General features: G+C 52.5%; 17 protein-coding genes. 11 read left to right on the forward strand and 6 right to left on the reverse strand.

Annotated features, from left to right (window positions below; translation table 11 throughout):
• Positions 1-24 precede the first annotated feature (24 nt).
• On the reverse strand, positions 25-546 hold the full coding sequence (locus B0W44_RS08840) for a MerR family transcriptional regulator (RefSeq protein ID WP_169835504.1): 522 nt from the start codon (positions 544-546) through the stop codon (positions 25-27).
• A gap of 260 nt (positions 547-806) precedes the next feature.
• Between B0W44_RS08840 and B0W44_RS08845 the strand changes: the two genes are divergently transcribed.
• The 3 genes from B0W44_RS08845 (at position 807) to B0W44_RS08855 (ending at position 2,501) form a co-directional block, all read left to right on the forward strand.
• Positions 807-1,244 carry a DUF86 domain-containing protein gene (locus B0W44_RS08845; protein ID WP_077719747.1) on the forward strand — a complete coding sequence of 146 codons (438 nt, stop codon included), beginning with the start codon at positions 807-809 and terminating at the stop codon, positions 1,242-1,244.
• 51 nt (positions 1,245-1,295) lie between these two features.
• Entirely contained in the window at positions 1,296-1,940 is a 645-nt protein-coding gene (locus B0W44_RS08850) for a helix-turn-helix transcriptional regulator (RefSeq protein WP_077719748.1), read from the forward strand.
• A gap of 90 nt (positions 1,941-2,030) precedes the next feature.
• Positions 2,031-2,501 carry a redoxin domain-containing protein gene (locus B0W44_RS08855; protein WP_077719749.1) on the forward strand — a complete coding sequence of 157 codons (471 nt, stop codon included), beginning with the start codon at positions 2,031-2,033 and terminating at the stop codon, positions 2,499-2,501.
• A gap of 41 nt (positions 2,502-2,542) precedes the next feature.
• Here B0W44_RS08855 and B0W44_RS08860 read toward each other — a convergent pair whose 3' ends face one another.
• Positions 2,543-2,866, reverse strand: a complete 324-nt coding sequence (locus B0W44_RS08860) for a winged helix-turn-helix transcriptional regulator (RefSeq protein WP_077719750.1) — start codon at positions 2,864-2,866, stop codon at positions 2,543-2,545.
• 154 nt (positions 2,867-3,020) lie between these two features.
• On the opposite strand from B0W44_RS08860, the gene B0W44_RS08865 reads away from it, so the two are divergent.
• The 3 genes from B0W44_RS08865 (at position 3,021) to B0W44_RS08875 (ending at position 5,592) form a co-directional block, all read left to right on the forward strand.
• On the forward strand, positions 3,021-3,554 hold the full coding sequence (locus B0W44_RS08865) for a YceI family protein (RefSeq protein WP_077719751.1): 534 nt from the start codon (positions 3,021-3,023) through the stop codon (positions 3,552-3,554).
• A 317-nt stretch (positions 3,555-3,871) separates the two neighbouring features.
• Positions 3,872-4,636 carry a class I SAM-dependent methyltransferase gene (locus tag B0W44_RS08870; RefSeq protein WP_077719752.1) on the forward strand — a complete coding sequence of 255 codons (765 nt, stop codon included), beginning with the start codon at positions 3,872-3,874 and terminating at the stop codon, positions 4,634-4,636.
• Complete coding sequence (locus B0W44_RS08875) at positions 4,624-5,592, forward strand: MBL fold metallo-hydrolase (RefSeq protein ID WP_077719753.1); 969 nt, start codon at positions 4,624-4,626, stop codon at positions 5,590-5,592. Before B0W44_RS08870 ends, B0W44_RS08875 begins: the two co-directional genes overlap by 13 nt.
• 3 nt (positions 5,593-5,595) lie before the next feature.
• Here the strand turns inward: B0W44_RS08875 and B0W44_RS08880 are convergent, their stop codons facing one another.
• Positions 5,596-6,132 (reverse strand): phosphatidylglycerophosphatase A family protein, encoded by a 537-nt coding sequence (locus tag B0W44_RS08880; RefSeq protein ID WP_228441614.1) that lies wholly within the window; start codon positions 6,130-6,132, stop codon positions 5,596-5,598.
• Between the two features lie 85 nt (positions 6,133-6,217).
• Here B0W44_RS08880 and B0W44_RS08885 point away from each other — a divergent pair, with 85 nt between their 5' ends.
• From B0W44_RS08885 to B0W44_RS08895, 3 genes are all read left to right on the forward strand, one after another.
• Positions 6,218-6,994, forward strand: coding sequence for an SDR family oxidoreductase (locus B0W44_RS08885; protein WP_077721307.1), 777 nt, complete (start codon positions 6,218-6,220; stop codon positions 6,992-6,994).
• Positions 6,995-7,092: 98 nt separating this feature from the next.
• Complete coding sequence (locus B0W44_RS08890) at positions 7,093-8,196, forward strand: protein kinase family protein (protein WP_077719755.1); 1,104 nt, start codon at positions 7,093-7,095, stop codon at positions 8,194-8,196.
• 34 nt (positions 8,197-8,230) lie between these two features.
• Positions 8,231-8,779 (forward strand): GNAT family N-acetyltransferase, encoded by a 549-nt coding sequence (locus B0W44_RS08895; protein ID WP_077719756.1) that lies wholly within the window; start codon positions 8,231-8,233, stop codon positions 8,777-8,779.
• A 21-nt stretch (positions 8,780-8,800) separates the two neighbouring features.
• Here the strand turns inward: B0W44_RS08895 and B0W44_RS08900 are convergent, their stop codons facing one another.
• Together B0W44_RS08900 and B0W44_RS08905 are read right to left on the reverse strand one after the other, a co-directional pair.
• Positions 8,801-10,168, reverse strand: a complete 1,368-nt coding sequence (locus tag B0W44_RS08900) for a (Fe-S)-binding protein (RefSeq protein WP_077719757.1) — start codon at positions 10,166-10,168, stop codon at positions 8,801-8,803.
• Positions 10,135-11,577, reverse strand: a complete 1,443-nt coding sequence (locus B0W44_RS08905) for an FAD-binding oxidoreductase (protein WP_077721308.1) — start codon at positions 11,575-11,577, stop codon at positions 10,135-10,137. Before B0W44_RS08905 ends, B0W44_RS08900 begins: the two co-directional genes overlap by 34 nt.
• A 307-nt stretch (positions 11,578-11,884) precedes the next feature.
• Between B0W44_RS08905 and B0W44_RS08910 the strand changes: the two genes are divergently transcribed.
• Positions 11,885-12,610, forward strand: coding sequence for a FadR/GntR family transcriptional regulator (locus B0W44_RS08910; protein WP_077719758.1), 726 nt, complete (start codon positions 11,885-11,887; stop codon positions 12,608-12,610).
• Here B0W44_RS08910 and B0W44_RS08915 read toward each other — a convergent pair.
• Positions 12,587-12,928, reverse strand: coding sequence for a hypothetical protein (locus tag B0W44_RS08915; protein WP_077719759.1), 342 nt, complete (start codon positions 12,926-12,928; stop codon positions 12,587-12,589). The two genes, B0W44_RS08910 and B0W44_RS08915, sit on opposite strands and share 24 nt — an antisense overlap.
• Positions 12,929-13,257: 329 nt before the next feature.
• Here B0W44_RS08915 and B0W44_RS08920 point away from each other — a divergent pair, with 329 nt between their 5' ends.
• The gene (locus tag B0W44_RS08920) at positions 13,258-14,529 is read left to right on the forward strand and encodes an IS1380 family transposase (RefSeq protein WP_077721187.1); all 1,272 of its coding nucleotides are present in this window, start codon (positions 13,258-13,260) and stop codon (positions 14,527-14,529) included.
• Positions 14,530-14,608: the final 79 nt, after the last annotated feature.

The raw sequence follows: 14,608 nt of genomic DNA on the forward strand, positions 1-14,608 counted from the left end.
AATGGCGGTATTTTCTCGCGGATTTCACCTGAACAGTTGAGATAAACGCAGCACGCCGTCTCTTTTGCGCTTCGTTTTTCCTGTATCGCCTGCGGCTTCAAGCCGTTGTTGGAATGTGGCGTTGCGAATTTCCAATTTCAGCTGGTCTTGTTTCTTGCGGACAGCTTCGGTGCCGGATTGCAGCTCTTCGAGGATCTCAAGAATCTGTTGTTGAACGCGTTCCACATTTTTCAGGCGAACGGTTACGGTTTGCAGTTCATTCTGTACGGTCGGAGAGGTGGACGGATTTTGTCTAGAAGGCCAGCGGCCGCTTTTTACTAAGTCCTCGCGCACCTGTTTCAGTGTCTTCTTCCCCGTTTTCAGCTGTTCCTGTACGTCTCGCAAGGCTTTGAGTCCCGATTCGGTCAGGAGGTAGTGGCCGCGTTTGTTCAATTCAGGGCGGATGTAATCAGAAAAAGCGTCAATCCACTTGCGAACGGTGCGGGCGTGCACATTTAATTTTTCAGCTGCCTCGCTCGTCGTGAAAAACTTTTTGGACTCTTCCATCGCGATCGCTCCTCTTTCCATTAGTGGTGATGTTTATGACATTCGTGATGAACGGACGGACTCCTGCACGCCCGACAAACGAAGTCAACAGACGGCAAACAAAGTCACATTGCGACAAAACAGACCATGGGGAATCAGCAGCCAGGACTCCGTTTTTTGGATGGACAGAGGAGGGCGCGACATGTCGATTTGTTGAACACGTTAAGCTATACTTAGCGTGAAAAAGCTAAAAAGACTGTTTCGAGGAGGAGCCAGACACAGTGTATGGAATTGATTTTGAGCGGATCGAGGAGCAGCTGGCTTACTTGCGGACGTGTCTAAACGTGTTGGATGACGTCATTCCGCTGGAAAGTGAGCCGGCCCAATTTGCTGCTGCCCGGGCACTCCATGTTGCGATTGAGTGCGTCACCGACATCGGCAATGCCCTCATTGACGGTTTCTTCATGCGCGACCCGGGAAGTTATGAAGACATCGTTGAAATTTTGAAGGACGAGAATGTCCTGCCAGAAGAGGAAGGAGAACAGATTAAGCGCCTTGTGGAGTGCCGGCGGAAGCTCGTCGTTCAGTACACGGATGTGGACAAGAAAGAACTCGAACGCTTGACCACACTGGCTGACGCGTTAAAGCCGTTTTCGCGGCGCATCGGAGAATACCTCAAACAGGAACTAGGAGAGAACGTTCCTCCCTTTGACATTTAGAGAATGACTATTTCCGTACGGTGTTGAATCAGGTACAATAGTACCAAGGAAGTGATCGTCTTGGGACAAACGTCCACCCGCACACAAATTCTCAACATGTTAAAGTTTCAAGGGCGATTGGCGGTCAGCGACATGGCTAAACAATTGGGGATTACGGAAATGGCTGTCCGCCGCCACCTCCATACACTTGAACGTGATGGCTTGATCCAGTCGACGCTCGTGCGACAGTCGAAGGGGCGCCCGGCCAACTTGTACAGCCTGACATCAGCGGCAGAGGAACTGTTTCCAAAAAACTACCACACTCTGACGTTAGAACTGCTGGACGACATTTGCGAAACGGACGGCAAAGAAGTCGTGGACGAACTGTTTAGGCGGCGAGAGGAGCGTTTAACAAACACGTACGCCCGTCAATTCGACGGCAAAAATTTAGAAGACCGGGTAAAGGAACTGGCCGAGCTGCAAAATAGCAAGGGGTACATGGTCGAGTGGGACAAACTGGGCGAAGGCCGATACACATTCGTCGAGTACAATTGTCCCATTGCCCAAGTAGCCAACCGGTACAACCAGGCGTGCCGTTGCGAGCTCGGATTTTTCCGCAATGTACTGGAGGGCGCCAGGGTAGAGCGACCGGAGTGCAAGGCGAAGGGGGGCGCCAATTGCGTGTACTACATTGAAGCTGAACGGAAAGAAGCATAAAACGGCTAGGCGGTTGTACTGTTTTTTGACAGTCCGGTTTGTTAAAATAAATGGGAAGGTTCATTACATATTGTGAAGGAGGAAGGTAACATGGCGTTGGAAGTTGGCCAACAGGCTCCCGATTTTACACTCAAATCTACAGGAGATCAGGATCAAGTCCGTCTTTCGGATTCTAAGGGAAAAAACGTCATCCTGCTGTTTTTCCCCTTTGCTTTCAGTCCGGTGTGTACAGACGAACTGTGCGGAGTGAGTGATAACTTCTCCGAGTTTGCCGATCTCGATGCGGACGTCATGGCCGTAAGCGTTGACAGTCCGTTCGCCAATCGGGCGTTTGCAGAAGCAGAGAACATTCGCATTCCCCTCTTAAGCGACTTTAATAAAGACGTGTCAGAAAAGTATGGCGTTCTGTACGACTTGGGAGACTTTAAAGGCGTGGCGAAGCGTTCTGCATTCATCATCGACAAAAACGGTGTCATCCAATACGCCTGGTCGTCTGACGATCCGAAGCAAGTTCCGGACTTTAACGAGATCAAGAACCGGCTGGCCGAGCTGAACACGTGACGAATTTAGTCGCCAGACCTCCGTCGGGAGGTCTGGTTTTTTTAACCCGTTTTCTTGACGTCCACCCATTGATCGGCCCAGCGTTCGATCTCGCGCAAGACGGGCTCTAAAGCGCGACCTTTTTCAGTTAGTGAGTATTCGATGCGCACTGGCGTTTCCGGGTAAACTTTCCGGTTGACAATCCCTTCGTGTTCTAAATCTTTCAGTCTTTCCGACAGCAGCCTCCCGCTGATGGAGATGGCCGATTCTATTGAGCAAAATCGCTGGGGACCGGAGAGCAGTTGGTAAATAATGAGTCCGGTCCAACGCTGACTGATGATTTTCATCGCTTTTTCGAATTTAGGACACAATGCAGATTGACCCATATCGCATCACCTCTACAATTCTAGTATAACATACGTTCCGACTTGACATTATTAAATTATCATATTATAGTTAGTTACGAAAAGTAACAAAGTCATAACTCGGACTTCGATGAAGTGGGTTCGTGACGACAAAACGAATGGAGGTTTGTACTCTATGGCAAAGACCAAATGGAATGTAGATCCAGCACACACCACGCTCGAATTTTCCGTGAGACATATGATGATTTCCAAAGTGAAGGGCACGTTTCACGACTTTGAGGCATCGGTAGAGGCGGACCCTGAAGATCTGACGACCGCGGATATCCGCTTCAGCGTCGATACGGCGAGCATCGACACGCGGAACAAAGACCGTGACGCCCATTTGAAGGGCGAAGATTTCTTCGACGTAGAAAAGTACCCGAAAATGACGTTTCAATCGACTGACATCGTGAAAAAAGGGGGCGGGGAATACGAAGTAACGGGCGATTTGACCATTCGCGACACGACGCGCCCGGTTACGTTTACAGTGACGTTCGAAGGTCAAGGAAAGAGCCCGTGGGGGCAAGAGGTCGTCGGTTTTAGCGGGAAAGGGACGCTCAATCGCAGCGATTTCGGTCTGAAGTGGAATGCGCCCCTTGAGACCGGCGGTGTCCTCGTCGGAGATGAGGTCAACATCTCCATCGAACTGGAAGCGACAAAAGAAGCTTAACCTCAGAAGGGCGTACACCTGCCCGATGTGCAGATGAGCGGCTTGAGACGTCCTGAGGGTTAAGCACATACTTTGACAAACATGTGTGACTTGCAGACTGTGTCTCCCAAGAGGTGAGTCTGCAAGTTTTTTATTGGAACAGTCGTTAGGCTTCACCAAGATCACGAAAAAGGGAACATGTGTGCAAATTTTCCGACGTCGGCGAAAAGCGCGGGATATGTCACATTTTCCGTGCAGACAAGTTGGCGACTCGGTTCGAGTGTTTGCCGAGCGTGTTTGTGCTACAATGGAGTTACGTTTGTCGTAGGAGGAAGTACATGACAGCTTGGTATGAGCAGAGTTTCGGCGAAGATTACCTACTTGTGTACAAACATCGGAGCCAGCGAGAAGCGTCTGAGCAAGTAGAGGCGATCTTGCCGCTGTTACAGGTAAAACCCGGGAGTCGCATTCTCGATTTGTGTTGCGGGACGGGGCGACACGCGGTGGAGTTGGCGGCAAAAGGTTATGAGGTCACTGGACTGGACTTGTCCGATGTGCTGTTGTCTTACGCCCGCCGCCATTCGCGCTGCTTGCCTGTCACTTACGTAAAAGGCGACATGCGGGCTCTTCCGTTTCCCGACGAGATGTTCGACGCCGTGCTCAATTGGTTTACATCATTCGGTTACTTTGCAGAAGATCGGGAAAACGAGAAGGTATTAAGCGAAATTGCTCGGGTACTCGCCCCAGGAGGAAAATTTTTCATCGATTTTTTGAACCGAGCGTATACGGTGAAACATTTAATCCCGGTCAGCGAACGGGAGGAGGGCGACATCCGTATTCGGGAAGAGCGCTTTGTCGACGGGGATTACGTGAAAAAGAAAATTACAGTCGCGGAGGGATCTACCCACCGGACGTATTTCGAACGTGTCAAAATGTACTCGAAAGACGAACTGCAGGCGATGATCGAGAGGTCAGGGTTAAAGGTGGACCGCATTCTCGGCGGTTACGACAAGATGGATTACACGGAAGAAGCCCCGCGCATGTTGTTTTTGGGAAGGAAAGACCGTCGGGTAACGAAAGGAGGGTCACAATGGAAGGATTAGAGAGGTGGGAAGACGGTTGGCGCGTGCGGTTGCCCCTTCCTTTCCCGTTGAAATGGATTTATGCGTACCTACTTCCCGGATCGGACGGCTACGCCATCATTGACAGCGGGCTTCACACAGAGGAAGCCTGGCGAACATGGCAGGACGTGTGGAAACATCTCAATGTTGACCCCCGATCTGTACGGACGATCGTCCTCACGCACTATCATCCGGATCATTACGGTTTGACCGGCAGGTTACAGCAGTACACCGGTGCCGATGTGTGGATGTCGCCACTGACTGTACAGTATGCTCAGTTAAATTGGAAAGACGTTGGACAGCTTGAAAAAATGGTGTCGTTTTACCAAACACACGGCTTGCCGGATGAGGCGGCACACGACATGAAACGCGACTTGACACAATTTAGAGAGTGGGTGTCTCCGCACCCTCACCACATCCAAACGTTCGAAGGGGGAGACCGGTTGACCTTAGGGGACCGAACGTACGAGGTGTGGCACACGCCAGGCCATGCGGAAGATCACGTCAGTTTTTTCGATCCTGAAAGGGAATGGCTCGTAGGGGGAGACGCGTTGTTGCGCAAAATCACGCCAAACATTAGCCTTTACCCGGGCCACGATCCGAATCCTTTGCAGACGTATTTCGTGACGTTGAAAAAATTGAGGCAGAAGAACATTCGCCGCGTCTTGCCTGCCCACGGTCCTGCCTTTGAGAACGTCCACGTGCGCATAAGGGAACTGATCGACCACCACGAAGAGCGGCTGCACTGGACAGAACAGTTAGTGGACGGTACCCGTACCGCTTACGACATATGCCTGCAGTTGTTTGGTACCAACCTGTCCATACATAATTTGCGTTTTGCCCTCGCGGAGACACTGGCCCACCTGGAGTATTTGCGCTCGGAAGGCCGGCTCGTCCTCGCAGAGAGGGGAGAAGGTGTGACGTATGGACCGTCCTGACGGTTATTCGTCGTCTGGGATTGCGTCGTCTCGACCGGTCTTCCGGCTGTGGGCGAGGCGTGAAGAGGCCGCGGCGGCAATAGCTCCGACGATGTCGTCCAGAAACGTGTGCACGCATCCTTTTTTCTCCCCGTTCATTTTTTTCAAGATCCCAGGCTTCACTTTGTCGATGTATCCGTAATTGGTAAATCCGATGCTGCCGTAGACATTTATAATCCCGAAGGCCAGAATTTCATCGATGCCGTACAATCCCTCATCTTGGGCAACCATATCTTGTAGAGGCTGTCTCAAGGCTCGTTGTTCGGCGAGCCGGTCCAGTGTGATCCCGGTGAGAATGGCGTTTTGTACTTCTCGCTTGGCCAACACCTTCTCCACATTTTGTCTGCACTCGCTGTAGGTGAGGTCGGGGTAGTAGTCTGATTGCAGAAACATGACGAGTTCAACGAGATCGTGCAACGTGACACCCCGCTCCTTTAAAAACGTTACGGCGGAGGAGTGAATGGAATCTTCCGTCGCCGACGTCTGGTCGGGTCGCTTCACGGGAATCTCCCTTTCTTGACTTTGGTGGACGTTAGTGTTACCCGCGTGCTGGGAAGTTATCACAGTGATGAGGGGGTTGTTGCAGATGGAAATACGGCGCGTTGCCATCGTGACGGGCAGTTCCAGCGGATTAGGGAAGAAAACTGCCATCACCTTGGCTGAAAGCGGTTTTCGCGTCGTTGTCAATTACAGGGCGGATGAACAAGGGGCGGATGCCGTCGTTGAGGCCGTTCGGACTGCTGGTGGTGAAGCGATTGCAGTTCAGGCCGACGTGACGAAGCGCCCTCACATTCGACGTCTGGTGGAAGAGACGATCGCCACTTGGGGCCGCGCAGACGTCCTCGTGAACAACGTCGGACCGTTTATACGTGAGCGCAAACGGTTTGCCGATGTGACGACGACAGAGTTGGATTTCTTGGTAGACGGCAACTTGCGCAGTGCACTGGAGATGGTCAAGGAAGTGTTGCCCTACATGCGACGGGAAAAATGGGGACGCATCATCCATTTCGGCTTCGGAAGGGCTTCTGAAGCTCCGGCTTGGCCAGACCGCTCGGTCTACGCCGCGGCCAAAGTCGGCCTCGTCAGCTTTACGAAGTCCCTGGCAGTAGAGGAAGCCCCTTTCGGCATTACTGTGAACATGGTCTGCCCCGGAGACATCGTCGGTGAGAACAAAGAGAAAAACATAGCGGACGTGAAACGGGTACGAGATGACGAAACACCGCGGGGGCGACCGGGCACGGGGGAAGATGTCGCCCGCGTCATTCGCTTCCTCTGCGAGGAAGAGTCCGACTTTGTGACCGGCAACATTGTGAACGTCACAGGAGGTTTAGACGTCATCCACCCTTCCTCGAAAGCGCCGTGAACGGTCGTCAGGATCGAGGCGGGAAGATTGGTCGTCACTCCTCACATCCCCCCTTCATACTCTGGTATTGGGCACATGTCACAAGGGGTGAAGAGCAGTTGGAAGGGGAAACGGCTGTCGATCATCCGGAAAAACAGCTTGAGGCGTTAATTGCGCACCATTACGGGCTATTTGTAAGAAAAGTTGTCCCTTGTTCAGAGGGGTGGCACTTGACGACCAACCGCGGCACTTTTCTTTTGTCCCGCGCGGGTAAACGGGATGGAACGTACTGGGACATGGTCTCTCGCTTGCTCCGGCATTTGCGTCGAAGGGGTGTGCGCCAACTCCCCAGGTTGGAGCTCACGGCAGAGGGAAAGCCGTTGTTCAGCGGTTTTCACTCCCGTTACCTCTTGTGGAGTGGGGGACAACTCAAGAGCTTAAACTGGCACAGTCTGAACACGTGGGCTTCTGTCGGGAGGACGTTGGCCCACCTTCACCTCGCCTCTCGTGATTTCACACCCCGCTTCACTGATGGCAAATATACCGTTGTCGGGCGGTGGAAGATGTTTTGGACACAAAGTTACAGGATGCTGGAGACGATTGGCGCGTCGTGTCGGCTCACCGGTGATCCGCAATCCGCCGACCGGGAGTGGAGGCGTGTTCACACGTACGCCGCCTCCATGATCGAAACAGCCCTTCGCTATTTTGAGGCTGCGGGCGGTGACGACGCCGTGCAGCAGCACGCCAAGTACGGCATCGTCGGTCAACACGACCTCACGCGCCGCAGTTGGGGAGGCACCCTTCGTGGAGCGGTGACGTTAAAGACTTGGGACGAGACCGTGTTGGATGTTCGAGTGCGGGATATCGCGCACATGCTTCACCTCGCTTACGGCACGAAAACCGCATTTCGTGATCGCGTCCGCGTATTGTTAAAACATTACCAGTCGGTTCATCCCCTTTCAGATGCCGAATGGCCCCTTTTGTACGGGCGGATGCTCTTTCCCGGACCATTGGTTCAAACGGCGCGAGACGTTTACATCAGACAAACTGTTTCCGACTCAGCCCAGAAAATGTTAAAACGCGCAGCCTGTGAACTCGAGAGACGTGAGTACCATTTGCGTTGCCTACCCCGCCTGCTCAAGGAAACAGTGGGTGTCTCCGTCCCCGAAATCGATTGGTTAAAATCGTCTAGCATAACGGTCCACCATACGGGCCATACGTAAACGTAAGAAATCAACGAAAGGCGGGATCGGTGTTTTGGTTTGGTACGAGAAGTTAAGCCGCTATTTTCCCATTGAAGAAATGAAGAGCGAGGAGCACATGAAGCTGTTGCTTAAAGAAAAGCCAGACCTGTACAAAAAAGAAGAAGGGCCCAACTATATCGTCATGTACGCTGAGTTTGACGATTTTCTCTTCGTCGATTACTTGCTGGTGGCAAAGGAAGCGAGGGGCGAGGGAATCGGCGGGCGCGTGATACAGAAGCTCAAAGAGAAGAACAAGCCGATCATTTTAGAAGTGGAGCCGTTGGACTATGAAGACTCCGACACGGTGAAGCGGCAGCGTTTTTACGAGCGGGAAGGGTTTAAGAAAGCGGAGATGATCGGTTACAGACGGCGTTCCTTGGCCACGGGGGAAGTCAACGAGATGGAGATTTTGTACTGGAGTCCGACAGGCGAGTCAGAACAGAGCATTTATGAAAAGATGAAAAAGGTGTATGAAAACATCCACACCTACAAGGACGAAGAACTGTACGGTGAATCGTACCAGCCGGTGGAGGATGTGTTGACGGTAAAAGAAATGCGTTAGACCGAACGGGTCTCCCGTATGTTAGGAGACCCGTGTGCCGTTTTGGCGTTCATGTGCGTCCAGCGCTTCCGCGAGGACGTCGACGACGTGCATCGCGCGCATCTGACCGTCCAGCCCAGCTTTGTGGATGCCGAGTTTCATTTGCAACAGGCAGCCGGGGTTGGCTGTGGCCAAAATGTCGGCCCGGGTCTTTTGTACGTGCGCCATTTTTTCGTCTAACAGTTGCATGGACATCTCCGGCTGCGTCAAGTTGTATATACCGGCCGATCCGCAACAGCGGTCTGATTCGAACAACTCGACGTACTCAACTCCCGGGATAGCCTGCAGCAACTTGCGGGGAGCGTGACTCCCTTTCATCCCGTTTCGAAGGTGACACGAATCCTGGTACGTGATGCGCTCCGGAAGTGAACCGAGGGGTAGCGCGTCCATCGCTTCCCATAAGACTTCACTCACGTCTTTCAGTCGTTCACTGAACCAGGCGGCCTCTTCCCGCCATTCCGGTTCGTCTTTCAACCAGTGGACGTACTCGAGGAGCGACGCTCCGCAGCCCCCGGCATTGGCCACCACCACGTCGACTCCTGCTTCCTTAAACGCTCGAATGTTGCGCTTTGCCAGCTCCCTCGAACTGTCGGTTTCCCCGCTGTGTGCTTGCAAAGCACCGCAACACGTCTGGGTATCCGGCACGACGACGTCGTAACCGGCGGCGGCGAGCAATTTAGCTGTATTCCAGTTTGTTTCGGTAAACAGGATGTCCATGACACATCCCCGGAACAAGCCGATTTTCTTTTTAGGTTGAGCGGTTGCCGCCGAAACGCGTTCACGTGTGTAATGCCGGACTCCTCGTCCGCTGGCCGGGGGCAAAATGGCTTCCATTTGGCGCAAGTGCTCTGGAAATAAGCGCAAAAGTCCGCTCTTTCGCACCATCCACTGCAGCCCGCTCTTTTGATAAAACGCGAGTAAGCCGCCCATCCAACGCGTGCGCCGTGGATGGGGAAACAGCTGTTTGAACACGAGATGGCGCAGGAGTCGAATGGGCCAGGGTAGGGGATGGACCGTTTGAATGGCGTCTCGGGCCTGTTCCAAGAGCTGTCCGTACTGCACGCCTGCCGGGCAAGCTGTTTCACAGGCGCGGCAGCCGAGACAGAGGTCCAGCTGGTCGACAACGGACGGTTCCAGTTCGATCACACCGTCGTATACGCCTTTCATTAACGCGAGGCGTCCACGGGGGGAAGCGGCTTCCATCCCGGTTTCGCGGTAAGTGGGACAAGCTGGCAGGCAAAAGCCGCAGCGCATGCAGTTCGTCAATTCGTCTTCGTTCAATTTGAGTTGAAACTCTTGCTGCGTGTCCCGTTTTGTCACGTTTGTTGCGTCGTGTTCAGTTGCGCACATGAATCGACCACCACCCTTCTCCGCGTCTCTTTGGCAAACAGTTTCCCGGGATTCATGAGATTATCGGGGTCAAACGCCCGTTTAATCCCTTTCATGACCTCGATGCCGGTTTTTCCAACTTTCCACTCCAGGTACGGTGCCTTGGCCAAGCCGACGCCGTGTTCCCCTGTAATGGTTCCGCCCAAGTCGAGGGCAGCGGCAAATATTTCGTTAAACGCTTGTTCTACGCGCTCAATTTCTTCGCGGTCGCGGGCATCTGTCATACACGTCGGGTGCAAATTGCCGTCTCCGGCGTGACCGAACGTGCAAATGTCTAAACGGTATTTGTCGGCAATACGGTTGATCTGCTCCACCATGGGCGCGATTTGAGAGCGCGGAACGGTGGCGTCTTCCAGTATCGTCGTCGGTCTCAGTCTGGCGAGGGCGGACAGGGCACTGCGCCGGGCCGCCATCAGCTCTTCTCCCCTTTCTGTCGAATCGGCGACGATGACGTCTGCAGCCTTCTCTTCGCGGCAGATGGCGGCCATGCGTTCGACGTCCCGTTCGACAATGCTCGCCGGACCGTCCTGTTCAATGAGCAGAATCGCTTCCATCTCAGTGGGCAGACCGATGCGGGCGAAATTTTCCACGACTCGGATCGTGGCATTGTCCATAAACTCCAGTGTCGACGGGATGATGCGCGAGGCGATGATCCGTGAGACAGAGCGGGCGGCGTCGTACATGTCAGGGTAGTAAGCGATCATCACCTGTTTGCTTTCCGGGTAGGGGAGCAGTTTCACCGTCGCTTCCGTAATGATGGCGAGCGTTCCTTCAGAGCCGACGAGCAGCTTCGTTAAGTCGTAACCGGCTACGTCTTTCGTCAGCTTGCCGCCTGTTCTGAGGGTGTCACCGGATGGGAGCACCGCTTCCAGCCCGATGACGTAGTCTTTGGTCGTACCGTACTTCAAGCCGCGCAAGCCGCCAGCACATTCGGCGATGTTGCCCCCGAGGGTAGAGATGACCATGCTGCCGGGATCAGGCGGGTAGAACAAGTTGCGCGCCTCTACTGCTTCGTGCAAGCTTTTTGTAATCAAGCCCGGCTGGAAGGTCGCGGTCAAGTTCTCTTCGTCAATTTCTAAAAGATGGTTCATGCGTGTCAACACCATGACGACCCCTCCCTCTACGGGAACCGTGCCGGCTGAGAGGTTACTGCCGGACCCCCGCCCTACGACCGGGATGCGATGTCGGCTCAACACTTTCATCGCGGCGCGGACTTCCTCGGCATTTCCCGGGAAAATGACGCCGTCGGGCATCGCCTGATACATCGGGGTCGCGTCGTACGAGTGGGTGAGCCGTGCCTCCGTGTCGTCCAACACGTACTCGCTTCCGACGATGGCAGCCAGCTCACGTTTGACACTGCGATCGAGCACCGTGCCGATTCCTCCTTTTACTCGTTTATACGTGCTGCCAACCCCTTTGCTCATATTTTCACTCCATTGCTTAATCTGCTGCCGGCGCAAAGGGAACCACACTGATTTTTGCGCCAATATCCCTGCCGACCGCTAGTATCGGGCTTCATGAGAGCGCTCTAAAGACGAACCTATTCCCCCATCCAACTAACGGCACGACAAAGGGAGGCTGGCGATTTTTCGTTGAATAATCGTTCAATTTCCAGTATAACATAAATATGGTCATCTGATGACCGGATCACTAAAAATAGATAGGGTGTACCTAACGATGGCATTCCAGCGCGTGAAGCCAAAAAAAATTTATGAAGAAGTCGCGGAACAAATTGAAAAAATGATTAGAGAAAAGGAAATAAAACCGGGCGATCAACTGGCGTCCGTACAAACCCTCGCGGAACAGTTTGGCGTAGGGCGATCCGCCGTGCGGGAGGCCCTCAGTGCTCTCCGAGCGAAAGGTTTACTGGAAATGCGGCAAGGAGAGGGAACGTTCGTGCGTTCCTATGACCGCACTGTGATCAGCCACGCCATTTCGACGGCCGTTCTGATGAATCCCAAAGAGATCCGCGACCTGCTAGAAGTGCGCAAGTTTCTCGAAGTCGGATCAGCGGGGGCAGCGGCCGAACGCCGCTCCGAAGAGGATTTGGCCCGCATGCGGGCGGCGCTGTCGGACATGGAAGAGCACCTTGACGACGAAGCCGTCGGGGAACGGGCAGACGTACAATTTCATTTGGCTGTGACCAAAGCGAGTGCCAATGGCATGTTACAGCATTTGATGAACACTGTGGCGGAAACGATGACGGCCAACATGGGAGACAGCCGACGCCTGTGGCTGTACGCTGACTCTTCTTCAGCGAAGCAGTTGTTTAAAGAGCACCAAGCGATCTATGAGGCCATTCGCGAGCGAAACCGCGAGCAGGCAGAGCAGCTCATGTTTCGCCATTTAGACAAAGTGGAGCGAACTGTGTGGCAGTTTTTAGTACAAAAGCAAAATCATTAGGACGGACAGGATGACGTCGGCGACACCGGCAGTGAACAACGTGAGGATGAGCCCCACCCGCTTGTGAGTGCCTGTCTTTGGCAGAGGAGGCTTTTGTAAGGGTTTGTCCTTAAACAGAAGGTGCATCCCTTGGCCGATTACAAAACCGAAGTCACTGGAGAACAAAAAGATCAATGCAGCCAACACGAGTGACGCCATGCCGAGCAAAAAGAGGCGATTGCTTACGGTGACCCAGCTGTCCGCACCGATGAGGGACAGAATGACAGAGAGGGACGTGATGGCGATCAAAGAGAGGACAAACTGTCTGTGTGTGTTCATGTGTGTCGTCCTTTCCCGTGTTTCACTATATTCATTATATCGAAAATAAATACACATTGAGATTTTAAAACTTTATAGTATAAAAGTATAAATAGCCGGAACATATTCTCGTTTTTCGGTAAAAAAATTACCTTTTCAATTTCATACTATTTGTATATAATGAAATGTAACGCGAGTTAAACTTTTGTATCATCCTGAATTTCGAAAGTAAAGTTGCTTGATCCAGTAATAAAGGTGCTCCAATCCTTGGTATAATGGTGTTTGAACGAACAACAAAACCCAAAGAGAGGGGCACCCGTTAGGTGAAGTCTACCACAAACATCGCCAAAATGAAAACAGAATTCACGCTAAAGAATGCAACCTCACACGCAGGGAGTAAACCCTTGCTTGCGTACCTTGAAAAAATCAAACTGGAAGACGCTTTTCGTCAGATAGGTTGCGGGAAAGGCCGGAATACGCTTTTTCCGTTCTTCAAGATCTTGATGTACCTTTTAGTCGGATGGCTACTGGGTTGCGAACGTATATTCCATTTCCGCTCATTGCGAGACGATTCGCTGGTACGTCGTTTTTTAGGTGGACGTTGTCCCCATCACACTCTTTTGTATAAAGAACTGTGCCGCGCTGCTGTCTCCATGCCCACGATCCGTCGGGACTTGAAGGCATTAAACCTTGATCTCATCACTCCCTGCCTATCCGACGAATGCATTCTCGACCTCGATTCCACCGTTGAGACGGTGTACGGGAATCAGGAAGGGGCCGAAGTTGGGACAAACGCTCAAAAGCCCGGACGTAAAAGCTTCCAACCACTCATCGCCTTTGAAGGAAAGTCCCGTCTTTACCTTAATGCCGAACTGCGTTCAGGCAATACGCATTGTTCCCGCAATGCCCATACTTTCGCGAAGGAAACCCTTCAACGTCTTCCTAAATCGTGTAAAGTCAAGTATGCCCGATTCGACAAAGGATTCGGCGGCGAAACCTTCTATAGTTTTTGGGAAGGCAAACAGATCGGCTACGTTGGCAAACTCAAATGGACGCATCGGTTAGCCAAAGAAGTCGCCAAATGTCCTCATTGGAAACGCTATGTGGACGGAGACGTCATCATCGAAGGCCTTTGTTTAGTGTACAAAGCCACTTCTTGGAAAAAGGCTCGAATGGTGGTCGTCATCAGGAAAGCCGAACGCTACGATGGTGATCAACTCCAATTCGACTTTCTTTGGGATTACGAAGCAATCGTGACCAATTTGGATTGGGAGCCCATCGACATTTGGCGTTTTTACAATCAGCGCGCGTGCATGGAGAACTACATCAAAGAAGTGAAGCACGGCTTTTCGATTCACCGTATTCCGACAGATTCGTTTAAAGCCAATGAAATCGATCTGTTGCTGAAGCTGTTGGCCTACAATGTATTCGAGCGTTTTAAGATGGACTGCTGTGAACCGGTTCATCGCCGCTATACCATTGCACGATTTCGTAAGGAGTTTTTCCATGTCCCTGGTACGATCATCTATCGCAGTCGCCAAGTCATTCTAAAAATCGCGGCAGCCTTCCAAAATGAGTACAGTTGGCGGCGCATGGAAGAACGGGTGGTTCTCCTACAATAATGCCTATCCAAACTTTTACATGGAAATAACCGAGCCCGCTTGTGTGGGGAGGGGGAAAGTGTATCCCAAGAACAAGAAA

The organism is Novibacillus thermophilus (genome assembly GCF_002005165.1).
Taxonomy (GTDB): Bacteria; Bacillota; Bacilli; order Thermoactinomycetales; family Novibacillaceae; genus Novibacillus; species Novibacillus thermophilus.